Annotated in this window: 17 protein-coding genes, 16 tRNA genes, 2 rRNA genes and 1 pseudogene; 35 read left to right on the plus strand and 1 reads right to left on the minus strand. The window is 34.7% G+C overall.

The genetic code is table 11. From position 1 onward, the window contains the following. The 18 genes from ACFCYN_RS21010 to ACFCYN_RS21095 form a co-directional block, all read left to right on the plus strand. Window positions 1-145, plus strand: a 23S ribosomal RNA gene (locus ACFCYN_RS21010); the annotation flags it as partial. A gap of 121 nt (window positions 146-266) precedes the next feature. Further along, a 5S ribosomal RNA gene (gene rrf / locus ACFCYN_RS21015) occupies window positions 267-382 on the plus strand. A 10-nt stretch (window positions 383-392) separates the two neighbouring features. Beyond that, window positions 393-467 (plus strand) — tRNA-Asn (locus tag ACFCYN_RS21020). 4 nt (window positions 468-471) lie between these two features. Next, window positions 472-563, plus strand: a tRNA-Ser gene (locus ACFCYN_RS21025). A 22-nt stretch (window positions 564-585) separates the two neighbouring features. After that, window positions 586-660: transfer RNA gene (locus tag ACFCYN_RS21030), tRNA-Glu, on the plus strand. Between the two features lie 9 nt (window positions 661-669). After that, window positions 670-745, plus strand: a tRNA-Val gene (locus ACFCYN_RS21035). 175 nt (window positions 746-920) lie between these two features. Then, window positions 921-997 (plus strand) — tRNA-Met (locus tag ACFCYN_RS21040). Window positions 998-1,000: 3 nt separating this feature from the next. Beyond that, window positions 1,001-1,076: transfer RNA gene (locus tag ACFCYN_RS21045), tRNA-Asp, on the plus strand. Window positions 1,077-1,084: 8 nt separating this feature from the next. Further along, window positions 1,085-1,160: transfer RNA gene (locus ACFCYN_RS21050), tRNA-Phe, on the plus strand. A gap of 179 nt (window positions 1,161-1,339) precedes the next feature. After that, window positions 1,340-1,412: transfer RNA gene (locus tag ACFCYN_RS21055), tRNA-Thr, on the plus strand. 10 nt (window positions 1,413-1,422) lie between these two features. After that, window positions 1,423-1,507: transfer RNA gene (locus ACFCYN_RS21060), tRNA-Tyr, on the plus strand. A gap of 9 nt (window positions 1,508-1,516) precedes the next feature. Further along, window positions 1,517-1,590: transfer RNA gene (locus tag ACFCYN_RS21065), tRNA-Trp, on the plus strand. A gap of 15 nt (window positions 1,591-1,605) precedes the next feature. Next, window positions 1,606-1,681: transfer RNA gene (locus ACFCYN_RS21070), tRNA-His, on the plus strand. Between the two features lie 80 nt (window positions 1,682-1,761). After that, window positions 1,762-1,836: transfer RNA gene (locus tag ACFCYN_RS21075), tRNA-Gln, on the plus strand. 4 nt (window positions 1,837-1,840) lie between these two features. Then, window positions 1,841-1,915 (plus strand) — tRNA-Gly (locus tag ACFCYN_RS21080). A 6-nt stretch (window positions 1,916-1,921) separates the two neighbouring features. Beyond that, window positions 1,922-1,992 (plus strand) — tRNA-Cys (locus ACFCYN_RS21085). Window positions 1,993-2,006: 14 nt separating this feature from the next. After that, a tRNA-Leu gene (locus tag ACFCYN_RS21090) sits at window positions 2,007-2,090 on the plus strand. Window positions 2,091-2,414: 324 nt separating this feature from the next. Next, window positions 2,415-2,497: transfer RNA gene (locus tag ACFCYN_RS21095), tRNA-Leu, on the plus strand. Window positions 2,498-2,671: 174 nt separating this feature from the next. Here the strand turns inward: ACFCYN_RS21095 and ACFCYN_RS21100 are convergent. After that, window positions 2,672-2,977 (minus strand): hypothetical protein, encoded by a 306-nt coding sequence (locus ACFCYN_RS21100; RefSeq protein WP_172446106.1) that lies wholly within the window; start codon window positions 2,975-2,977, stop codon window positions 2,672-2,674. A gap of 490 nt (window positions 2,978-3,467) precedes the next feature. Here ACFCYN_RS21100 and queG point away from each other — a divergent pair, with 490 nt between their 5' ends. From queG to ACFCYN_RS21185, 17 genes and pseudogenes are all read left to right on the plus strand, one after another. Then, a complete protein-coding gene (gene queG, locus ACFCYN_RS21105; protein ID WP_375951543.1) occupies window positions 3,468-4,592 on the plus strand; it encodes a tRNA epoxyqueuosine(34) reductase QueG in 1,125 nt (374 codons plus the stop codon). A gap of 76 nt (window positions 4,593-4,668) precedes the next feature. Continuing rightward, window positions 4,669-5,586 (plus strand): amidase domain-containing protein, encoded by a 918-nt coding sequence (locus ACFCYN_RS21110; protein WP_375951545.1) that lies wholly within the window; start codon window positions 4,669-4,671, stop codon window positions 5,584-5,586. Between the two features lie 62 nt (window positions 5,587-5,648). Beyond that, window positions 5,649-6,143 carry a tRNA (uridine(34)/cytosine(34)/5-carboxymethylaminomethyluridine(34)-2'-O)-methyltransferase TrmL gene (gene trmL / locus ACFCYN_RS21115; RefSeq protein WP_098171705.1) on the plus strand — a complete coding sequence of 165 codons (495 nt, stop codon included), beginning with the start codon at window positions 5,649-5,651 and terminating at the stop codon, window positions 6,141-6,143. 686 nt (window positions 6,144-6,829) lie between these two features. Next, window positions 6,830-8,725: a PrkA family serine protein kinase gene (locus tag ACFCYN_RS21120; protein WP_172446103.1), complete on the plus strand. Its 1,896-nt coding sequence runs from the start codon at window positions 6,830-6,832 to the stop codon at window positions 8,723-8,725. Window positions 8,726-8,826: 101 nt separating this feature from the next. Continuing rightward, on the plus strand, window positions 8,827-9,729 hold the full coding sequence (locus ACFCYN_RS21125) for an aldo/keto reductase (protein ID WP_375951548.1): 903 nt from the start codon (window positions 8,827-8,829) through the stop codon (window positions 9,727-9,729). Window positions 9,730-10,054: 325 nt separating this feature from the next. Then, window positions 10,055-11,248 (plus strand): sporulation protein YhbH, encoded by a 1,194-nt coding sequence (yhbH, locus tag ACFCYN_RS21130; RefSeq protein WP_025671718.1) that lies wholly within the window; start codon window positions 10,055-10,057, stop codon window positions 11,246-11,248. A 438-nt stretch (window positions 11,249-11,686) separates the two neighbouring features. After that, window positions 11,687-12,457, plus strand: a complete 771-nt coding sequence (gene larB, locus ACFCYN_RS21135; RefSeq protein ID WP_375951550.1) for a nickel pincer cofactor biosynthesis protein LarB — start codon at window positions 11,687-11,689, stop codon at window positions 12,455-12,457. Then, entirely contained in the window at window positions 12,438-13,403 is a 966-nt protein-coding gene (larC, locus tag ACFCYN_RS21140) for a nickel pincer cofactor biosynthesis protein LarC (RefSeq protein WP_375951552.1), read from the plus strand. The genes larB and larC overlap by 20 nt, the downstream gene beginning before the upstream one ends. Before the next feature lie 116 nt (window positions 13,404-13,519). After that, entirely contained in the window at window positions 13,520-13,990 is a 471-nt protein-coding gene (larC2, locus tag ACFCYN_RS21145) for a nickel pincer cofactor biosynthesis protein LarC2 (RefSeq protein WP_375951554.1), read from the plus strand. A 529-nt stretch (window positions 13,991-14,519) separates the two neighbouring features. Next, window positions 14,520-15,866 carry a gluconate:H+ symporter gene (locus tag ACFCYN_RS21150; protein ID WP_375951556.1) on the plus strand — a complete coding sequence of 449 codons (1,347 nt, stop codon included), beginning with the start codon at window positions 14,520-14,522 and terminating at the stop codon, window positions 15,864-15,866. Between the two features lie 374 nt (window positions 15,867-16,240). Then, window positions 16,241-17,062, plus strand: a complete 822-nt coding sequence (gene larE / locus ACFCYN_RS21155; RefSeq protein ID WP_375951558.1) for an ATP-dependent sacrificial sulfur transferase LarE — start codon at window positions 16,241-16,243, stop codon at window positions 17,060-17,062. Between the two features lie 40 nt (window positions 17,063-17,102). Beyond that, window positions 17,103-18,863 (plus strand): sigma-54-dependent Fis family transcriptional regulator, encoded by a 1,761-nt coding sequence (locus tag ACFCYN_RS21160; protein ID WP_375951560.1) that lies wholly within the window; start codon window positions 17,103-17,105, stop codon window positions 18,861-18,863. Window positions 18,864-19,171: 308 nt separating this feature from the next. After that, on the plus strand, window positions 19,172-20,482 hold the full coding sequence (locus ACFCYN_RS21165; protein WP_375951562.1) for a four-carbon acid sugar kinase family protein: 1,311 nt from the start codon (window positions 19,172-19,174) through the stop codon (window positions 20,480-20,482). Between the two features lie 130 nt (window positions 20,483-20,612). Continuing rightward, complete coding sequence (gene pdxA / locus ACFCYN_RS21170; protein WP_375951564.1) at window positions 20,613-21,620, plus strand: 4-hydroxythreonine-4-phosphate dehydrogenase PdxA; 1,008 nt, start codon at window positions 20,613-20,615, stop codon at window positions 21,618-21,620. A gap of 134 nt (window positions 21,621-21,754) precedes the next feature. After that, a complete protein-coding gene (locus ACFCYN_RS21175) occupies window positions 21,755-23,005 on the plus strand; it encodes a nickel pincer cofactor-dependent isomerase, group 22 (RefSeq protein ID WP_375951566.1) in 1,251 nt (416 codons plus the stop codon). Window positions 23,006-23,133: 128 nt separating this feature from the next. Continuing rightward, window positions 23,134-23,820, plus strand: coding sequence for a HoxN/HupN/NixA family nickel/cobalt transporter (locus ACFCYN_RS21180; protein ID WP_375951568.1), 687 nt, complete (start codon window positions 23,134-23,136; stop codon window positions 23,818-23,820). A 226-nt stretch (window positions 23,821-24,046) separates the two neighbouring features. Beyond that, window positions 24,047-24,181 (plus strand): annotated as a pseudogene (locus ACFCYN_RS21185) (sporulation protein YhbH); the annotation flags it as partial. Window positions 24,182-24,204 lie beyond the last annotated feature (23 nt).

The raw sequence follows: 24,204 nt of genomic DNA on the forward strand, positions 1-24,204 counted from the left end.
TAAGCATGAAGCCCCCCTCAAGATGAGATTTCCCATAGCGTTAAGCTAGTAAGACCCCTGAGAGACGATCAGGTTGATAGGTCAGAGGTGGAAGCGTGGTGACACGTGGAGCTGACTGATACTAATCGGTCGAGGACTTAACTAACAAGTTTGATAATGACATTATCTAGTTTTGAAGGTACAAAAATTATTATAAAAAACTTTTGAAAAAGCATTGACTTTTAAATGAGATTTGATATAATAATTAATGTCCTTAAGGAATTGAATCAAGTGATGATAGCGAAGAGGTCACACCCGTTCCCATACCGAACACGGCAGTTAAGCTCTTCAGCGTCGATGGTAGTTGGGGGTTTCCCCCTGTGAGAGTAGAACGTCGCTTGGTTCTTGATTATTCCGCAGTAGCTCAGTGGTAGAGCACTCGGCTGTTAACCGAGTGGTCGTAGGTTCGAATCCTACCTGCGGAGCCATTTTGGAGAGCTGTCCGAGTGGCCGAAGGAGCACGATTGGAAATCGTGTAGGCGGGTAACCCTGTCTCAAGGGTTCAAATCCCTTGCTCTCCGCCATATAACTCAGGACAAATATAATGGCCCGTTGGTCAAGCGGTTAAGACACCGCCCTTTCACGGCGGTAACACGGGTTCGAGTCCCGTACGGGTCACCATTTTATTACGGAGGATTAGCTCAGCTGGGAGAGCACCTGCCTTACAAGCAGGGGGTCGGCGGTTCGAGCCCGTCATCCTCCACCATATCTTTAAAATTTATCAATACTCTTATTATAGCGGGGTGGAGCACGAACGAATATGCTTCGAAGGAATTACTTCAGCATACCAATCGAGCCGCTACTTGCATAAACATCCTGAGATTGGGATGGTCTTAACGAAATAAACTTCATGGATCTAATTAAAATAGTATCCACATTATCGCGGGGTGGAGCAGTCTGGTAGCTCGTCGGGCTCATAACCCGAAGGTCGCAGGTTCAAATCCTGTCCCCGCAACCAAATGGTCCCGTGGTGTAGCGGTTAACATGCCTGCCTGTCACGCAGGAGATCGCCGGTTCGATCCCGGTCGGGACCGCCATTTAAGTTGGCTCGGTAGCTCAGTCGGTAGAGCAGAGGACTGAAAATCCTCGTGTCGGCGGTTCGATTCCGTCCCGAGCCACCATATTAAATATCATAATTTGCCGACTTAGCTCAATTGGTAGAGCAGGAACGAATAAGCTTCGTAGCAAAGCTTCAGCGTACTTGTTGAGAAGCATCTTGAATCACTTACTGAGACAAGGACGATTAAGAGTTGAATTGATTAAGGCAACGTATCAAATTTAAGATATATAATTTTATTAAGCCGACTTAGCTCAATTGGTAGAGCAACTGACTTGTAATCAGTAGGTTGGGGGTTCAAGTCCTCTAGTCGGCACTCTTTAACCGGAGGGGTAGCGAAGTGGCTAAACGCGGCGGACTGTAAATCCGCTCCCTGTGGGTTCGGCGGTTCGAATCCGTCCCCCTCCACCATTTATTTATAGGGGCATAGTTTAACGGTAGAATAGAGGTCTCCAAAACCTTTGGTGTGGGTTCGATTCCTACTGCCCCTGCCAAATAATACTATAATGGCGGTCGTGGCGAAGTGGTTAACGCATCGGATTGTGGTTCCGACACTCGTGGGTTCGATTCCCATCGGTCGCCCCATTTAAATTATAATAATGATTTCTCAAGTGAGTAATAAAATTAATATTAAATTGAATATAGTATAATAAGTTCTTAATTAATGGGCTATAGCCAAGCGGTAAGGCAACGGATTTTGATTCCGTCATGCCCTGGTTCGAATCCAGGTAGCCCAGCCATTATGCGGAAGTAGTTCAGTGGTAGAATACAACCTTGCCAAGGTTGGGGTCGCGGGTTCGAACCCCGTCTTCCGCTCCAAATTATGGCGGTATAGCCAAGTGGTAAGGCAGAGGTCTGCAAAACCTTTATCATCGGTTCAAATCCGGTTACCGCCTTTTAATTTACTTCTGCCGGGGTGGTGGAATGGCAGACACACAGGACTTAAAATCCTGCGGGGGTTGACCCCGTGCCGGTTCGAGTCCGGCCCTCGGTATCAAAAAAACCTCTTACAAATGTAAGAGGTTTTTGTTTAGGGAATTTTTAGCTCTTTCTCTTGGAGCATATCGCACTGATACGAAGTTGTTGAGGAACGTTTCTAAACTCAAAAATACGAACAATATTTGAACTATGTTGATAAAGTTGTGAACTTCGTTGATATATTGCGTATTCTCGTTGATATACTTTTTTAGCCACTTAATTCTGGGGAAAACCAGCTTAATTATCGTAGATCCGGCTCAATTATCGCCAGCCCTAGCTTTATTCCAGTTTTAGATTGGACAATTTGACTTTCATATATTATAATTAATTTATAAATTTTGGCGGTGTGGTGGAATGGCAGACACGCCTGACTCAAAATCAGGTATCTTCACGGATGTGCAGGTTCAAGTCCTGTCACCGCTATATTGAAAACAAGGAAAAGGGTTTTGCAGAAATGCAGAACTCTTTTTTTGATTTAAAAAGTTTAATTATTGTAATACGCATAGTTCTAAACTAATATCGCATTCAGTGTAAAAAATAAGGCAGCGACTATCTCAATGGTCGCTGCCTATCTTTATTAATTTATCTCTGCAGCTCTCACTGCATTTTAACAAATTTAGTTTTTTTCTTTGCATTGTACCAATCATAGTTATTTTCTTTTGTTTTCCTCTTATTCGCTAAAGCAACTACTAAACCAGTTGTTGCTACTAACAGACTAGCTGCTGCTACTTTAAAAGTAAATTGCTTTGCATTTTTTAATTTCTCATTATTGTAGCGATCAAGCTCCATCAGTGTATCCTGTGTAAAATCAATTCTGTCATTCGTTTCTTCAATTAAACTACAGACACCTTCTAAACTTTCAACTAGCGGATCTTTTTCTTCAATTGCCATAGTATCTGTCATAACAACTCTCCTCCTATTTTTACCTTATAATAGAAGAATTCTATGGGATAATTGGCGATACCTTTATTCAAATTTCTACAAATCTTTCAAAATCTCTTATATAAGCTCAATAATGTTTTGATTAGTATTAGTTCATGTATTTGATACAACGTTCATTTCCGAGAAGAAATTGGATAGCAGCTACTTAATTAACATACTTGTTTCGACAAAATTTGCATTTATTCTTGAATATATGACATATTTATGATAAATTTAATTACAAGTTCATTAAAAACCTACTAAATACTTATTACATTTGTATTAGTAGCTTAGCACTTATAACTTGATAACAACGCAGTGTATTGATTCAATGAAGAACGATACATTGCGTTTTTTTATATTTAAAAAGAATTTTAAAGAAAGCTTTTGTGTCATAATTAGATAAATAATTAATTTTCTGACTAGAATAGAAAATATAATTTGTAAATTAACAGGCAGTTAGGTGATTCTTGTGAATATTAAAGAATTTCAAAAGGAATTGATTTCATATAGTAAGGAAATTGGAATAGATAAGATTGGTTTTACGACTGTTGATCCGTTTTTAACATTAAAGAGTCGTTTGTATAATCAGCAGGAATTAAATTTTCAATCGGGTTTTGAGACAAAGGATATTGAAAGAAGGGTAGATGCTAGAAAGATTATGACAGAAGCAAATTCAATTATTGCAATTGCTTTAGCATATCCTTCTAAGTTGAAAAATCCTCCTAAAAGCAAAAAAGGTTCTACAAGAGGTATATTTTGTAGAGCTTCTTGGGGCGAGGATTACCATATAGTAGTTAAAAAGAAATTACTACAGCTTGAGTCATTTATTTTATTGCATTATCCAAATGCAAAGGTACAGTCGATGGTCGATACGGGTGAGTTAGTAGACCGAGCTGTAGCAGAGCGTGCGGGGTTAGGTTGGAGCGCTAAAAATTGCTCTATTATTACTCCAGAATTTGGTTCATATGTATATTTAGGAGAAATGATTACTTCTTTACCCTTTGAGCCGGATACACCTATTGAGGATCAATGTGGGGAGTGCACAAAGTGTATAGATGTATGTCCTACAAGTGCTATTGTTTCACCAGGTCAATTGAATGCTAAGAATTGTATAGCATTTTTAACTCAAACAAAAGAAATGATTCCTGTTGAGTTTCGAAAAGAGATTGGAAATCGTATATATGGTTGTGATACTTGTCAGACTGTATGTCCTAAAAATAAAGGCGTTAATTTTACTCATCATGCAGAGATGGAAGCAGATGCTGAGTCTGTTAAACCCTTATTACGTTCAGTATTAAAGTTGAGTAATAGAGAGTTTAAAAGTAGGTTTGGTCAAATGTCTGGGTCATGGAGAGGAAAGAATCCTATTCAGCGAAATGCTATTTTGGCATTGGCCCATTTTAAAGACGAATCAGCAATAGAGGATTTAAAACAATTAGCAAAAAAAGATGTGCGGCCTGTAATCAGAGGAACTGCTATCTGGGCTATTTCAGAAATAGAAGGAGAGGACGGTACTCCTTTTATCGAAAGTTGTTTACAATATGAGGAAGACGAGATTGTTTTAAATGAAATTAATGCTATTCTTTCGAAGTAAAGAATAATGAGTGGTATAATCTCCTATTTTTCAACATCGTATAGAATATAAATAAATGTTGAAAAGGGGGATTATCTTGTTTAATCGCGACCTTTTAGAGCGTTATTTAAAAAAAAGATTACAGCTTTATTTTGGTGAAGGACAAAGAAGCCATCTTATTCAAGAGCAAGAATATCAGACGATTCAACGTAAAGTTGAACTATATAATAAGCGTAATGTTTCTTTAGTAAAGGTATATGGAAACCTCGAGGTTAGCAATCTTTGGAGCGAAAATGACATAACGTATATTAATTATACTTTGCATACTAGATATTTTTTAAAGCAAACTGATTTATATTTTGAAGAAGATCAAGAACAAAGACAAATGGCGATTGAAAAAGAAGAGATTTTATATGATATCGCCTTTCCAGTTGATTATCATCTTGAACCCTTTGAAGTCGAGGAAGAAGAAGACATAGCTGAAAGTGAGTCATCTGATCGAAATAGTGGATATAACCGATTTAATGCTGTTAAATATGCTGAAACATGGTGGGATGGCCATAATAAGGAATATCCTTTGTATGCCAATGATTGCACTAACTTTATATCCCAATGCTTAAGGGCTGGTGGAGTTAAAATGGTTGGAATGCCAAAACCTGGAGTAGGTTGGTGGTATAGAAATCATTCGAACAGTAGTTATAGCTGGAGAGTTGCACATGCGTTAAGGCGATTTCTGCCAAATGCTAAAAGTGAAATTAAGGCAGAAGAAGTGTCTTCTCAAATGCAGCTTTCATTAGGAGATATTATTGTATATGATTTCGAAGGTGATGGTGTTTGGAATCACTGTACAATTGTCGTTGCTAAGGATGAAAATGGTGAACCATTAGTGAATGCACATACTGTTAATAGTCGTAAAAGATATTGGTCATATTATGACTCAACTGCTTTTACAGAGAATATAAAGTACAAGTTTTTTCATATAATTGATGGTTTTTCTAATGCTCCGATGGAATAATACCTTATTAATAATGAATTTGGTATAATAGAGAGCATTGAAACAATATAGAGGTGAAAGAGATGGGAATACACGTTGTATTATATCAACCACAAATTCCAGCAAATACAGGGAATATTGCACGTACTTGTGCAGGAACTGATACAAGTTTGCATTTAATTCGTCCATTAGGATTTTCAACTGATGATAAAATGTTAAAAAGAGCTGGACTTGATTATTGGGAACATGTAGATATTCATTATCATGATTCCTTAGATGATTTATTTGATAAATATAAAGATGGAAAGTTTTATTTTATTACTAAATTTGGCGAAAAAACTTATTCTAACTTTGACTATACAAATTTAGATGAAGAAATTTTCTTTGTATTTGGTAGAGAAACTACAGGTCTTCCAAAGGAATTAATTGAAAAAAATATGGAAACTTGTTTACGTATACCGATGACAGATCATATTAGATCTCTAAATTTATCAAACACTGCTGCAATTTTAATTTACGAAGCTTTACGTCAGCAAGATTTTCGCGAATTGCTAAAAGTAAAGGATTATACGAAATAATAAACAAAAGTCACCTTAAATGGTGATTTTTTTTTTTGCATTTAACTTTAATGTAACTTAATTAAAAGACTAATCAGCAAAAAAAGATGCTTCCATAAAAACGGCTAAAATAAATTAAGATCCGTTTTTAGAAGCATCCTTTGAAATATTATCGGTTTTTCAGTCCAGGTCTGTCATTATATCCAGCTGCGAAAATTGCTGTCAAGAATGATGCTGTAACTAATAAAATTAATACTAGTCTCATCAGTATGTATCCTCCCAATTGAAAAATTCCCAATACCCTAAACTTATTATACAAAAAAAACGTAGAATTATGAAAGGAAATTTATCAAACTAGATTCAAATGAAGGACAATTACGCTTGCTACTAATTTTCTTTTAAAAAATCTAATAGCCCACATATAAAAATAAGAATAATCCATTCAAAATACTGTAAAGCAATTTACTATGATTGCTGTGTTAGAAAGGTACATTCATGCTCCCAAATAATAGCGATTATCTATACTACTAATCGTAAGAAAGGAAATGATCCGTTCTTAGAATCTCGTGACTTTAGTCATAATACGTTCAACAGATTAGAAAGTGATAAAATATATTTTCCTAAAGAAAGATATAGCATGAGTACGGACATCCTTGCATATCCTTTAATAATCTCTCTTACAGATGAGAAGAAGGAGGTACTTGTCCATGGATATTTTAAAGAAACTTGAGCAGCACCGGGACATGGAACAAAGACTGAGATGGGAAGGCACTTTTGCTGAGTATCTTGAAATGTTAAAAGAAGAGCCATTGGTTGCACAAACTGCACATTCTAGAATTTATAATATGATTAAAGACGCAGGTATTGAAGAAGTTAATGGTAAAAAAACCTATAGTTTCTTTAATAACAACCTATATGGATTAGAAGAAGCTTTAGAGAGGCTCGTGGAAGAATACTTCCATCCCGCTGCCAAGAGATTAGATGTAAAAAAACGTATTTTATTATTAATGGGTCCTGTAAGTGGTGGTAAATCTACACTAGTTACGATGTTAAAGAGAGGCTTAGAATCTTATTCAAGGAATGATCAAGGTGCAATCTACGCAATTAAAGGTTGCCCGATGCATGAAGATCCATTGCATTTAATTCCTAACCATTTGAGAGATGACTTTTTCACTGAATATGGAGTTCGAATTGAAGGAAATCTTTCACCTTTAAATTTAATGAGACTTGAACAAGAGTTTGGTGGAAGAATTGAAGATGTTATGGTAGAAAGAATTTTCTTATCAGAGGATCGTCGGGTTGGAATAGGTACCTTTAGTCCATCAGATCCTAAGTCCCAAGATATTGCAGACTTAACAGGTAGTATTGATTTTTCCACAATTGCTCAATTTGGATCGGAATCAGATCCACGTGCTTATCGATTTGATGGTGAATTGAATAAAGCTAACCGGGGAATGATGGAATTCCAAGAGATGTTAAAATGTGATGAAAAGTTTTTATGGCACTTACTATCCCTGACGCAAGAAGGTAACTTTAAGGCAGGGCGTTTTGCATTGATTTCTGCGGATGAACTAATCATTGCACATACGAATGAAACAGAGTACAGATCCTTTATTAACAATAAGAAGAATGAAGCGCTACACTCGCGTATTATTGTAATGCCAATTCCGTACAATTTAAGAGTAAGTGAAGAAGAGAGAATTTATCAAAAAATGATCTCTGAAAGTGATGTTTCAAATGTTCATATTGCTCCACATACATTACGTGTTGCAGCAATGTTTACAATTCTTACTCGTTTAAAAGAACCAAAACGAGGAGATATTGATTTAGTGAAGAAGATGCGTTTATATGATGGTGAAATGGTAGAAGGCTATAACACGGTTGATTTAGAAGAACTGAAGAAGGAATATTTAGATGAAGGTATGCATGGTATCGATCCACGTTATGTAATTAACCGTATTTCATCTACAATTATTCGAAAAGAGATTCCATCCATTAATGCGTTAGATGTTTTACGTTCATTAAAAGATGGATTGGATCAGCACCCTTCAATTTCAAATGAAGACCGTGAAAGATATATGAACTTTATATCAATCGCACGAAAAGAATACGATGATATAGCGAAAAATGAAGTTCAAAAGGCTTTCGTGTACTCATATGAGGAGTCTGCTAAAACATTGATGGATAACTATCTAGATAATGTTGAAGCTTATTGCAACAAGAATAAGCTGCGTGATCCTCTAACTGGTGAAGAAATGAATCCAGATGAGAAACTAATGCGTTCGATTGAGGAGCAAATTGGAATTTCTGAAAATGCGAAGAAAGCATTCCGCGAAGAAATCTTAATTCGAATTTCAGCATATGCTCGAAAAGGAAAACGTTTTGATTATAATTCACATGAAAGATTAAAAGAGGCAATTCAAAAGAAACTTTTTTCAGATTTAAAGGATGTTGTAAAAATCACGACATCCACAAAAACGCCGGATGAGCGTCAGTTAAAGAAAATTAATGATGTAGTTAGTCGTCTAATTGATGAGTATGGATATAACTCATCATCAGCAAATGAATTATTACGCTATGTAGGCTCATTACTAAACCGATAAAATGTTTAAGCGGCTATCTATTAGATAGCCGTTTTCTTTTGCAATTCAAATCGTTTATCCTATAATTATAATAATCAATAATAGAAGGGTGAGTAGCGTTTATGAAAAGAATTCAACTAACTGAAGGTCTTGAGTTTTCACAAATAATCCATGGTTTATGGCGCTTAGGCGAATGGAATATGACATCCGAACAATTAGTAGCGTTTATAGAAGAGTGTATCGAATTAGGCATTACAACTTTTGATCATGCCGATATTTATGGAGGATATACTTGTGAAGAAATTTTTGGAAAAGCTTTAGCATTAAAACCGGAGCTAAGAGAAAATATTCAAATCATTACTAAATGTGGCATCAAGTTAAAATCATCAAAATTTCCGGAATTGAAAATGAATCATTATGATACTAGTAAAGAACATATTTTGATGAGCGTTAACAATTCTTTGAAAAATCTTCAAACGGATTATATCGATTTATTATTAATACATAGACCAAATCCTTTTATGAATCCAAAAGAAGTAGCTGAAGCATTTAATCAGCTTCATGCAGAAGGTAAAGTACGTCATTTTGGAGTATCAAACTTTTTACCATCTCAATTTAATGCATTACAAGCTCACCTTGAAATGCCTTTAGTAACTAATCAAATTGAAGTTTCACCGATGCAATTAGAGCATTTTGATAAGGGAACAATTGATTTATTACTTGAAAAAGAGATTGCTCCGATGATCTGGTCTCCACTAGCAGGTGGTCAAATTTTTACAAGTCAGTCTGAAGCTGCGGTACGTGTGCGAGCGATGCTTGAAGAAATTTCTAGTGAGATTGGTGCAAATTCAATTGATGAAGTAATGTATGCATGGCTATTAGCTCATCCTGCTAAAATGATGCCAATCGTTGGTTCTGGTAAAATTGAACGTGTTAAAGCAGCTGTTGAGTCTACAAAATTGAATATGACAGCGGAACAATGGTTAAGAATTTATGTAGCTGGTATGGGGCATAATTTACCATAAAAAAAATAAGTGGAGAACTTTTTCTAGTTTTCCACTTATTTTTTGTTTTTTTTAGTTCAATATTGTGTAATTTTTCTGACAAAAATTGATTAAAATTTTTATATAAATATATTTAATTTTAAGGACTCGTCCTATTTTCTGAAAAAATGGGTGTAAAATTTAGAAGAAACATTGTCAATTATTGTGTCCTTCTGCATATGATAGAGTAATCCATAAAAAAGGGTAGAAAATCACCTACCGAATTAGTTTATGCAAATGTGTATTACTGTGTGACGATTTTTTTATTTTTACAAATAAATCAAAACAAGTAAGGGAGGGAAAGAAAATGAGTAATGAAAATAATGAACATGAACAAAAGCATAATTTTACCATTTCACAGGAAGACTGGACCCTCCATCGTAAAGGACACGATGACCAACAGCGACACCAAGAGAAGGTACAAGAGGCGATAAAAAAGAATTTAGCCGATTTAATCACAGAAGAAAGCATCATAATGTCAAACGGACGCGATGTAGTAAAAATTCCAATTCGGTCACTAGATGAGTATAAGATTAGATACAACTATGATAAAAATAAACACGTTGGTCAGGGTACTGGAGACAGTAAAGTTGGCGATGTAGTAGCAAGAGATGGTTCACAAGGTGGCCAGCCGCAAAAAGGTGCTGGTAAAGGGCAAGGCGCAGGAAAAGAATCAGGTGAAGATTATTATGAGGCAGAGGTTTCACTAATGGAATTAGAGGAAGCTCTTTTTAGTCAGTTAGAATTACCTGATCTAAAAAGAAAAGAACAAGATTTAAACACAGTGGAAAACATTGAATTTAATGATATTCGAAAAACAGGTTTAATGGGTAATATTGATAAAAAGCGAACAATGATGTCTGCATTTAAACGTAATGCCATGAGTGGTACACCGTCATTCTATCCTATATCACCAGAAGACTTAAAATTCCGCACATGGAACGAAATTAGAAAACCTGAATCTAAAGCCGTCGTACTTGCAATGATGGATACGAGCGGAAGTATGGGCTTATGGGAAAAGTATATGGCACGTAGCTTCTTCTTTTGGATGACTAGATTTTTAAGAACAAAGTATGAGTCTGTAGACATTGAGTTTATCGCGCATCATACAGAAGCTAAAGTAGTGACAGAAGAAGAATTTTTCACAAAAGGAGAAAGTGGAGGAACAATCTGTTCATCTGCATATCGAAAAGCATTAGAAGTTATTGAATACAAATATTCACCTGAAAGATACAATATTTATCCATTCCATTTCTCTGATGGAGATAACTTAACATCTGATAATGCTCGCTGTGTAAAATTAGTTCAAGAATTAATGAAAGTTAGCAATATGTTTGGTTATGGGGAAGTAAACCAATACAATCGACACTCTACACTAATGTCCGCGTATAAAAACATTAACGATGAAAAATTCCGCTACTACATCCTAAAACAAAAATCAGATGTTTTCCATTCGATGAAGAGCTTCTTCAAACAAGAATATGAGAAGGCAGCGAAATAATTACTTGAAAATAGTTTTAAAAGATGTACGAATAGAATTGTAAGTGAAAAACAGAAAAGCCCATTATAGGGTTTTTCTGTTTTTTGTTATAACTAGCAATAGATGAGTCATTAATGTAAAGATAGCATGTAAATTGTCCTGAATTCACTAAATAGAAAGAATGTTTACTTGACTAAAATGGAGGCTTTGGATGGCTTACCTATTTCTATGGTAGAACCTTTCAGCTAGGCATTTTTGAAAATTTATTCTATAATTAGTCGGTCACCCAGCAATGGTTGATTGGAAAACTAATAACGTTTCTTGGTATTTTTAAATTAGTTTACGGTAGAGTCAAAAAGGTCAGACTTGAAGTATCCAAATTTATATGAACCAGATGCACCAAAAAAATATATAATATTGGTTTTAATTGAACAAAATTCTTAAAGGTGTGTGAAAACAATGCTAGAAGAGATATTGATGCAAGTCCAAAAAGGCACTTTAAGTATTACAGAGGCGAAAGAAAAGTTAGCAACATATGAGAATTTGGGTTTTGCTAAAGTCGATCATCATCGGAAGAATCGTCAAGGGTTTCCAGAAATAATTTATGGGGAAGGGAAAACGAAAGATCAAATCCTTTCCATTATGAAAGCAATACTATCAAAAGGAGATAGTGTATTAGTTACACGAATTTCAAAAGAAAAAGCAGATTATATTCTTCTTGAGCATCCTGAATTTATTTATAATGAAACAGCACAAATACTTTTCTGGAAAGTTAACAAAAATGAAAAAGAAGGGTATCAGGGATACATAGCAATTGTTTGTGCAGGTACTTCAGATCTAAAAGTAGCAGAGGAAGCAGCAGTAACAGCTGAAGTATTAGGAAGTGAAGTTCGCCGTTTTTATGATGTTGGTGTTGCAGGCATTCATCGCTTATTTGATAATATTGAGCAGATTCAACAGGCGACTGTCTCAGTAGTCGTAGCAGGAATGGAAGGTGCCCTTCCGAGTGTAGTTGGCGGACTCGTTTCGCATCCGGTAATTGCAGTTCCAACAAGCGTTGGCTATGGTGCAAATTTTAATGGATTATCAGCACTTCTTACAATGTTAAATTCATGCGCATCTGGCATAAGTGTTGTAAATATAGACAATGGGTTTGGTGCTGGATACAATGCTGTACTAATAGATAATATAAAAAAGGGGGTCGAAAGAGATGAAAACTCTTTATATTGATTGTTTTTCCGGAGTAAGTGGTGATATGTTCATTGGAGCCCTCCTAGATGCCGGTACAGATCCAAATTTGTTAGAGAAAGAATTAAAAAAGCTAAATTTTGAAGATGAATATCAATTAACCTGGAAAAAAACCGTGAAAAATGGGATTACAAGTACTAAGTTTGATGTAGTGCTAACAGCCAAAGAACACGTTCACGACCATGAACACGATAATGAACATACTCATGATCACGGACATACTCATGATCACGGACATACTCACGATAATGAACATACTCATGATCACGGACATACTCATGATCACGGACATACTCACGATAATGAACATACTCATGATCACGGACATACTCACGATAATGAGTATATTCATGATCACGGACATACTCACGATCATGAATATACTCATGACCATGGACATATTCACAACCACGCTCACCAACATCGTTCATACAGTGATATTGTAAAAATGATTGAATCATCTGAATTAACTCCCGCAGTTAAATCTACTTCATTAAAAATCTTTCGGAAAATTGGTGAAGCGGAAGGACGTATTCATGGTATGCCATTAGAAAAGGTTCACTTCCATGAAGTAGGTGCAGTCGATTCTATTATTGATATTGTCGGAGCTGCAATTTTACTTGAACAATTAGAAATAAAGAGAATCAAGTCTTCAGCAATTCCTGTAGGTACAGGAAAAATACATATTGATCACGGTATTTATCCAGTTCCTGCACCTGCTACACTAGAAATATTAAAAGGTGTACCAATCGAACAGAGCAATATAAGATTTGAACTTACAACCCCGACAGGCGCAGCGATTATAGCTGTGCTAGCAGATGAATTTTGTACGATTCCGTCAATGAAAGTAAATTCAATTGGATATGGTGCTGGAACAAAAACTTTTAAAAATCATCCAAACGTACTTCGTGTCATCATCGGAGAATAAGTAATATTACAGAAATAAAGACTATAATCAACTAATTAAAGGTGTCTTATAAATAAAATGGACGCAACTAAATTAATGTTTATTTCTATATAAATTAGTATAAGAGGTGTATAAAAGTGGTATCTCACCCACATAACAATGAACATATAGATGATGAAATGATCAAGATGGAAGTAAATCTTGATGATATGCCAGGGGAATGGCTTGGCTATGTGATGGATTTACTTTTCGAAGCTGGGGCAAATGATGTATTTTATACACCCATTTATATGAAAAAAAATCGACCAGGAGTTTTGCTACAACTTCTTTCATCTCGTTCTAGAATTCACAAAATGAAAGAAATATTGTTTAAAGAAACAACCACATTAGGTGTTCGATATTATCCATTAACTGTACATCGACTGGAAAGAAAATTTAAGAGCGTTGAAACAATGTGGGGACCTGTAACGGTCAAAGAAGGATACTTTGAAGGTAAACTCACACAAAGAGCTCCAGAGTATGAGGATTGTAAAGAAATCGCCAAACTTCATAATATACCTATAAAACAAGTATATGAGCAGGTTTGGGTAAAATCGGAACTTGTTTAAGGAAAAGTTAGAAATGCGGATAAAGGTGTAGACCTTTATCCGTTTTATTTTTTCAAAAACTCGCATCATGTACGCGGTAATTATAAACCTCCTACTAGTTCATACCAACATGATATAATTAACTTGAAAAAAACTGTTGAAAAAAGAAGCAAAATAAAGAGTTGTTTTCTATTGACAAGATTATTATGAGAATATAAAATGAAAACGTTACTAAAACGTTGAAATTATCAACAGTTAAATTATTTTTTGAATATTTTTAAACAATATATATATGTTGTGTTGCAATATCGTAACTGCTTCTATCTGACTGTGACGCTAAAGTAATGGATTTACATTTTAAAATTTTAAAGTATCTGATATAAATTCTATATTTTAATTTAAAATGAAAGCACTTTCAATGTAAAAGGCAAGAAAGGCGCTATAATTGATGCGTGTTTATAATTAACATACAAATAGTATTATTTTGCATCATTTTTATAGAGCAAACAAAAAAACAAATATAAAGAAGAAGGACAAGGGGGAAAAATAGATGCCTTTAGTAATAGTAGCAATAGGGGTATTGTTGTTAATCATTTTAATCATGGGCTTTAAACTAAATACATTTGTTTCACTAATAATGGTTTCATATGGTGTAGCTTTAGCATTAGGTATTCCTTATACTGATGTTGCTAAATCGATTGAAAACGGTATAGGGGGGACATTGGGGCATATTTCATTAATATTTGGTATGGGTGCGATGCTTGGAAAGTTAATAGCTGATGCAGGTGGTGCGAACCGTATTGCTGTAACCTTAATAGACAAATTTGGAGAAAAAAGAATTCAATGGGCTGTTTTATTTGCTTCATTAATATGTGGTATCGCATTATTCCTTGAAGTTACTATTGTATTATTAATTCCAATTATTTATTCAATTGCAAAAGAATTAAAAATTTCGATTGTACACTTGGGACTTCCTATGGTTACAGCTGCGTTAGTTACTCATGCATTCTTGCCACCACATCCAGGGCCCACTGCTGTAGCTTCTGAATATGGTGCTAATATTGGATTAGTTTTAGTTTATGGAATAATTGTTGCTATTCCAACTGCTATTTTAGCTGGTATTTTATATCCGAAACTTGCTAAAAAGATTGTTCCAACTGCTTGGACTAGCAAAGGTAGTGAATCATTTGGCGTTCAAAAGACATTCAAATTAGAAGAAACGCCTAGCTTTGGGATAAGTGTTTTTACGGCTTTATTTCCTGTAATTTTAATGGCTTTAGGTGCTGGGCTTGATATCATTCAACCTGCTATTGGTTTTGATAATAACATGTTAGTAAAAGTAATTCGTTTTATCGGTAACTCTTCTACTGCTATGGGACTTTCATTGTTATTAGCAGTCTACACAATGGGGCTGAGCAGAAAAGTGCCAATTAAGGAATTAATGAACACTTGTACTTCTGCGATTAATACATTAGGTATGCTACTATTAATTATTGGTGGCGGTGGTGCATTAAAGCAGGTTCTTATTGATGGTGGGGTTGGCGATTATGTAGCAAAACTATTTGCAGGATCTCATATGTCACCGGTCTTATTTGCATGGACTGTAGCTGCTATTTTACGTATCTGTTTGGGTTCAGGTACTGTTGCAACTTTAACAACTGCAGGCTTAGTATTACCTGTACTCGGTACAATGCCTGATGTAAACTTGGAGTTAGTTGCACTTGCAACTGGAGCGGGGAGTGCCGTTGCATCACATGTTAACGATGCAGGATTCTGGATGGTTAAAGAGTCTTTAGGCTTATCTTTGAAAGAAGCATTTGGAACATATACTGTGCTTTCTACTATTGTTGGTGTATCAGGGCTAGTGTTTACTTTATTATTAGATGTAATAGTATAAAATACAAAATGAAGACCATTTTATATCATTTATAAAATGGTTTTTTTTTTCTTATAAAAGTACAAAATAGTATATCATTTATATATTTGAAAAAATATTACCTTAAGAAGTTCTGTATTTCCCTTATAAATAGCTTCAAAATTAGCAATGATTTTAAAGATATCCTTTTTTAAAATATAAAAATGAAATCGCTTTAATGTCTACTTTTACTTTGTAAGAAATTCGTTTATAATTAAGATGTGTTGCAAAATGCAAAAATAAACCATTTTGATAAGAGGTTGTTAAAGTGACGAGTGATTTTGCATCGATTCAAGAGACGATTAATACATGTTATGAAAACAATATTCAATAATATAGAGATAGGTGGAATTAATATGAATGAGAAATATGAACGCTTGAAAGCAATTTTAAAGAATATGAATAATGTTGTAGTTGCCTTTTCTGGTGGAGTAGATAGTACGTTTTTATTAAAAGTGGCGGTAGACGTATTAGGAGTAGAAAACGTATTGGCTGTAACGGCTGACTCTGAAACATACCCTTCAAGCGAATTAGAAGAAGCAAGGAAGTTGGCTAAACAGATTGGTGCCACTCATCAAGTTATTGAAACTTCTGAACTAAATATTCCAGGGTACACTGAAAACGATCGGAACCGATGTTATTACTGTAAAAACGGTTTGTTTGAACAAATAGTACCGATTATGCATAAGAACGGATTTAATAATGTTGTATATGGTCTAATTGCTGATGATATGAATGAACACCGTCCTGGGGTACGGGCTGCTAAAGAACATGGTGTACGTGGTCCTCTTCAAGAGGCGGAGCTCTTTAAAGAAGAAATTCGTCATCTTTCAAAGCAATTAGGTTTGCCAACTTGGGAAAAACCATCATTTGCATGTTTATCATCTAGAATCGCATATGGTGAAAAAATAACGATAGAAAAATTAACAAAGGTTGAAAAATCTGAGGCATATATAAAAGCAATTGGAATTAGGCAAGTACGGGTTCGAACTCATCAAGATATTGCTAGGATTGAAGTAGAGACTCAAGATATGCAATTGGTATTGAAAAACTATGAAGATATCGTGAAAAACCTTCAACAATTCGGATATAAATATGTAACGCTCGATCTTCAAGGTTATGTGAGTGGCAGCATGAATAAAGTATTAACAACAAGCTTTACTACAGATGAGTCATAATAGAAAATAGAAGTATTAAGATTTAGTAGGTGAAGAGAAAATGATAAGAGCTTTGGTTATTGTTCCTTATGAGGGACTATCAGAAATGATGAAAGAAATCCAACAGGAAGTGGAAGATTTTCAATTTCGAATTGAAATAGGGAATTTACATGAAGGTGTGGCTATAGCCAAGGAATTAGAAAATCATGGCTATCATGTTATCATTAGCCGTGGTGGTACAGCTTCATTGATACAGGAGACAGTATCAATTCCAGTCATAGACATTCAAGTATCCGGCTACGATGTGTTACGAATGATAACACTTGTACAGGGGTTTTCGCGAAAAGCTGCTATAGTTGGTTTCTCGAATATTACACAAGGTGCTGCTACGATATGCAAGCTTCTTGATTTAGATATAAAAACATTAACGATTACTAAAGAGATAGAAGTTAAAGATAAATTATTAAATCTAAAAAAACTTGACTATGAAGTAATAATTGGAGATGTAGTTACAGTACAAGCTGCCAAACAATTGGGACTTACTGGTGTATTAATTACTTCTGGTAAGGAAGCTATTGTTGAAGCTTTAGAAGAAGCGAGAAGGACATTTAGAATATTCTCTCGTTTGCAACATGATGTTTCATTATTTCAATCTATCCTTGATTATAACGAACAGGCTGTAGGGATTTTTAATAACGAGGGGAAAATCGTTTATGGGAATGATCAATTTAATAAAGAATTTCAGTGGATGAAAATAGAGAATTCTTCAGATATAAAAATGATGGTACAAGAAACAATATTAATGCAGGAAAAACAAACCAAATCAATTCATGTAGACCACTCAATTTGGAAAATAACGGCATATCCTAAAGAGGATGCTATTGTATTACTTTTTGACAAAAATCTACTTAAATCATCTGTTTCTCAAGATAGGGAAGTGAAGCAGCATACAATAGTATTTTATACATCATATACACAAATACCTATTTCAGGAAAAAGTAATCAGATTCAGAAAGTATTATCACAAATCGATCAATATAGTAAAGTTGAAAAACCTGTGTGGATTTCCGGTGAAGAAGGAAATGGAAAAGAATTGGTTGCACAAGCCATTTATTTTAAAAAGAAAAAAATGAATGAACAATTAATCGTTTTTAATTGCAACTTATTAAATAATGATCAACTTAACGATTTAGTAATTGAAAACTTTTTTAAAACCTACTCCAACGCTGTCTTTTATTTGAAAAATATTGATAAATTGAACTTTGAATTACAAAATGAGTTATGTGAAGTTATCAAAAATTATAACAAGCTTCAATGGCTAGTGTCTTCTGAGGATAACATCGAAGAAAAAGTCAAAAACGGAACGTTTAATCGAGAATTATATCAAATACTGGGGCAATCAAAGATTTATATTCCTCCTCTACGAGAAAGAAAACAAGATATTGAGGACTTAGTTCACGTATTTATTTCTGAATTGCATCCGAAATATGGAAATAAAGTTGTTGGGATCCGACTTGATGCAATGAACGAAATTACCACCTATGATTGGCCTGGGAATGTAGAACAACTTAAATTAGTAATCGAAAAAGTGTTTTTACAAACACCTTCGTATTATATTGAAAGGCAAGATGTCGAAAACGTTCTAAAACAATTAGAACAGCCGGAAAACAGTCAACTAACACCGATTAATATAAGTGGAACGTTGGAAGAAATTGAAAAACTGGTTATAAATAAAGTCCTCGAAGAGGAAGGGTTAAATCAATCTAAAGCAGCAAAACGTTTAGGGATTAACCGTTCAACTTTGTGGCGCAAGCTGAAATAACAGCTTGCTTTTTTTTTTTTTTAGGTGATTGTAATTCAATAAAACGTGATGTAAAAAGCAACATGTTGTTTAAAAATATATTTGCACCATTAAAACAATTGCTAAATGCAACATTTTGTTTTATTATTAATAGTGTTGAAAGCGATTTATATCAAAAGAAGTATAAAACTACTAGAAAACTAAAATGGTGTGTTGCAGAATAAGGTTTCTAAGTTTTCTAAGCCAAATGAAACTTAACTTGTATAGGTCATTCCGGTCAGAAAAACACTATAAAACGAATTTTGCGTACAAAGGGGGGAGGGACGCAGGTGAAACTAGCAGTTATTGCAGATGATTTAACAGGTGCAAATGATACTGGTGTTCAATTTGCCAAACAGGGGTTAAACACGACAGTGTTGTTTTCGGATACACAATTACAAACAACACATTTAAATGAAGATGTTATTGTATTAAATTCAGATAGCCGTGCATTAAATGCAGGAAAGGCATATGAAGTAGTTTTTAATCTATCATCACAATTGAGGAAATTAAATGTTTTAAAAGTCTTTAAGAAAATCGATTCAACCTTGAGGGGAAATATTGGTCCAGAAATCGATGCAGTAATGGACGTATTTAAGTATAAGACATCGTTTGTGGTACCTGCTTTCCCGAAAAGTAATCGAATTACAATAAATGGAAAGCATTATGTTAAAGGTGTACTACTTGAGGAAACTGAAATTGCGCATGATCCTGTCTGCCCAGTTAATGAAAGTTTCCTGCCAAAATTGTTGCAAGAGCAAAGTAAACGAAAAGTTGAAATGCTTTCTATTGCAGATGTGCGAAAAGGTAAAAGTCATTTATTAACAAAAATGAAAGAAATCACTTCAAGTAAAGTTTCAAAAATTATCGTTGTAGATGCAACTACTGATGATGAACTAAAGGCGATTGTTGAAGCAACAGAGCATTTAAGTGAGAATTTTCTATGGGTTGGCTCAGCTGGAATTGCTTATCATCTTTTCAATACTGGTCAAAGTGAAGAGCCATTAAAAAAGTCACAGGTTAGCGAACGGTCACCAGTACTAGTGGTGGCAGGCAGTGTGAATCCTATTATTCAAAGGCAAATTCAACATCTGAAAGAGAAAAATAATGTGAAAGAAATCATTATTTCTCCTGAAGAGTTCCTTTATAAAGATAGGAGAAAATGTGAAATTCAACGCATTGTTAAAGCTGGTCAATTAGTACTTGATAAAGGTGATTTAGTAGTGACCACCAATCGTAAGCGGGAAGCGATTAGTCGAGTTAAGGACCTGCAAAGTAGTTTGGGTTTAACGAACTTTGATGTAGGCAATATAATTGCGCGATCTATGGGAGAAATTGCAAGTGAATTAATATTTGCTAATAAGTTAATTGGGGCGATTCTAACTGGTGGGGATATTGCAGAAGCTACATGTAAAGAGTTAAATAGCGAGGGGATTCGTGTGATCGGTGAGGTGGAAGCTGGTATTCCTTATGGAAAGTTATTTGGTGGGGCGTTTAATAATATGCCTTTAGTTACAAAAGCAGGTGCTTTTGGAACCGAGGAGGCACTTTCAAAAGCTCTTCAAACGATTATAAAATTAGATCAGCATTTTAAAAATTGAGATAAGCAATGAACTAATAACAATTATCAATGAATCTTAAAGTACAGAATTAGAACTATACATTAATAACTCGTTAAAAAATAGGAAAAACGCCAATATGAAATAAAATGAGATAACGGAGGAAATGATGATGACAAGTATTTTACCAAGTATCGCGATTACAATGGGGGATCCATCAGGAGTTGGCCCAGAAATTATCGTTAAATCTTTGAATGATAGAAATATATTTGAGAATTGTAAACCTTTTGTAATTGGTGATTCTAAAGTATTAAAAAAAGCTTTAAGTGTAACGAATATTGAACTTCAATTAAATAGCATTTCAAATCCTGAGGATGCAAAAAGTGAATATGGAACAATTGATATTATCGATTTAGATTTAGTTTCTGAAGACTTACCATGGGGACAAGTTTCTTCTGAAGCTGGAAATGCTGCATTTCGTTATTTGGAAAAGGCGATTGGGTATGCTAATGAGGAAAGAATTCAAGGTATTTGTACAGCACCTTTAAATAAAGAAGCTCTTCATAAAGCTGGTCATATTTATCCTGGTCACACTGAGATTTTAGCAGAATTAACAAATACAAAAGATTATGCAATGATGCTTTCAGCTCCTGGCTTAAGAGTAATTCATGTAACAACACATGTTGGAATTATTGATGCCATAAATAAAATTAATGTAGACCGTCAATATACGGTTATAAAACTTGCACATGAAACATTACAAAAAGCAGGGATTCAATCTCCACGAATTGCAGTTTGTGGTATAAACCCTCATGCGGGAGAAAATGGACTTTTTGGAAATGGTGAAGAAGAAGAAAAAATTGTTCCTGCTGTAGAAAAAGCTCAGGCAGAAGGGATTAATGTACAAGGACCGCTACCAGCAGATACTCTATTCTTTAGAGCAAGACGTGGAGATTTTGATATTGTTGTAGCGCAATATCACGATCAAGGGCATGGTCCAATTAAAGTATTAGGTCTAGAGGCTGGAGTTAACATAACTGTAGGTCTGCCAACAATACGTACAAGTGTAGATCATGGAACAGCTTTTGATATCGCTGGAAAAAATATTGCAGATGAACAATCGTTAAAAGAAGCACTTCGAATGGCAATTGAATTAGCTCCTGGGAATTTAACAAAATAATTGTACCTGATATTTATGCAATGACAATAGGTCGATTTAAAGAATCTCTTGTTGCTTTATATACGGTTAGTGTAAGTTCTCGTGTAGTGTGAAAGTTCGAAATTATATTTTTATTTTGAAAGGAGAGTCGTATAATGTCTTTTCCAAAGTTCGCTAAAATAAAACAAAAATTTCACGTCAAAAGCTTAAAAGATATCCCTGCAACGATTTCGGACCAATTTAATTTTATAAAGGCTGATGAGAAAATAAAGCCTGGCATGGAGATTGCAATTACCGTTGGAAGCAGGGGAATTGCTAATATTCCTATAATCGTTAAAAGTGTTGCTGATGAAATTAAAAAAAGAGGTGCAATACCTTTTATTATTCCTGCAATGGGTAGCCATGGCGGAGCTACAGCTGAAGGACAAATCGAGGTTTTAGAGGGATTAGGAGTAACCGAAGATTCTACTGGATGTGAAATTAGATCATCAATGGATGTAGATGTTATTGGAGAAACATCTGATGGCATACCCGTTTTTATTGATCAGTATGCAAATAAAGCGGATGGAATTATTGTAATGGGCCGTGTTAAACCTCATACCGATTTTAAAAACAAAATTGAAAGTGGCGTTTTAAAAATGGCCTCAATTGGAATGGGAAAACACAAACAGGCATTGGCCCTACACACTCACGGTATTAAAGGGATTAGTGAAATGATGCCCGAGGTTGGCAAGGTAGCAATTAGCAATTCAAATACTTTATTCGGTATAGCCATTGTTGAAAACGCTCATGAAGAAACAGCCATCATCGAAGCAATCGAAGCAGACAGGGTTGAAGAACGTGAAAGAGAAATCTTAAAACAAGCATTTGATTTAATGCCGAGTCTTCCAGTAGATGAAATCGATATTTTAGTTGTTGATGAAATTGGTAAAAACCACAGTGGAACAGGTATGGATACGAATATTATTGGACGAATCCGAGTGTTAGGAGTAGAAGAGCCGAAAAAACCCAATATCAAATATGTCATTGCTTCAAATTTGAGTGAAGCTAGCCATGGTAATGCGTTAGGCATTGGATTAGCTGATTTAACAACAAAGCGTTTATTTGAAAAAATTGATTACAAATCAATGAATGAAAATGTTGTCACTAGTACATTTTTAGATCGTGCAAAAATTCCAATTGTGCTAGATAACGACCAAGAAGCATTAAAAGCAGCTTTACGTGCTACATGGGGAGTTGTTTCGGAAGAGGCGAGAATTGTAAGGATCCCAAACACCCTTCATATTGGAGAACTATATATATCTGAAGTCATTTTCAATGAGTTGAAAGATAAAGAAAACATAGAAGTATTAGAGAACCTGCAAAATATGAAGTTTGATGAAGAAGGATACTTCTTGCCAATGTAAAAGTTCGCTTAACTATTATTAGGTTAGTGGAATTGGATACAACCTTAACAGTTTTAGTAGAAACAAGTCATTGCTTTAGTGATGACTTGTTTCTAATTTATTTAAGAAATAAAAATCGGAGGTGCAAAATGGATGCAACCTTTTTATCGGTTCTGATTTTAGGATTCTTGCTTGGAATCAAGCATGCCATTGAACCGGATCATGTAATTGCTGTGTCTACAATTGCAAGTCAAAGTAAAAAACTTTATCGTTCCTCACTTGCAGGAGTATTCTGGGGAATTGGTCATACTACTACCTTATTTATAGTTGGTATAATTCTGCTTTTAATGAAAGGTCAAATACCTGAAAAATGGGCTATGTCACTTGAATTTCTAGTAGGTATTATGTTAGTTTATCTTGGGATCAAAACGATCACATCATTTAGAAAAACACAAGTTGATTACAAGGAATATGGTAATGGAATTGGTAATAATCTTGGAAATCAGCAGTCTATCAAACTATCTTATATAAAATCAATGATTATTGGTTTTGTTCATGGTCTTGCTGGAAGTGGGGCTATGGTGCTATTAACTTTGAGTACTGTTAATAGTGTATGGGAATCAGCAATTTATATCCTTATTTTTGGATTTGGAACTGTTTTAGGCATGCTTTTCTTTACAACCATTCTAGGAATTCCGTTTATATTGAGTTTTAAAAAAGTAACGTTGAATAAAACTCTAACACAAATTACTGGTGTAATTAGTACAGTATTTGGAGTTTATTACATGTATAATTTAGGAGTGACAGAAGGATTATTTAAATTGTGGTTATTATAGATAAATACACTGTGGGAATGGGATCTATATTTAAGCTGTTGACAATGTAAATAGGAAAACGAAAACCTATATAGGAAATATTCTATATAGGTTTTTAGTTTTTCTTTACACTTCTTTCTAAGTTCTAAGCAAGATCAGTTTTGAAATGCCTAAATGAAACATCTTAATGAGTATCTAGAAAAATGATAATTGAAAGACTCGGATATATCATATAGTGTATCCGAAACAAGTAAACCAATACAATCGACATAGTAAGCTAATGTCCGCGTATAAAAACATAAATGACGAGAAATTTCGCTATTATATTATAAGCCAAAAGTCAGATTTGTTTCACTCAATGAAGAGCTTCTTTAAACAGGAGTATGAGAAAGCGAATAGTAGTTG

The sequence above is a fragment of the Gottfriedia sp. NPDC056225 genome, assembly GCF_042267765.1.
Classification (GTDB): domain Bacteria; phylum Bacillota; class Bacilli; order Bacillales; family Bacillaceae_G; genus Gottfriedia.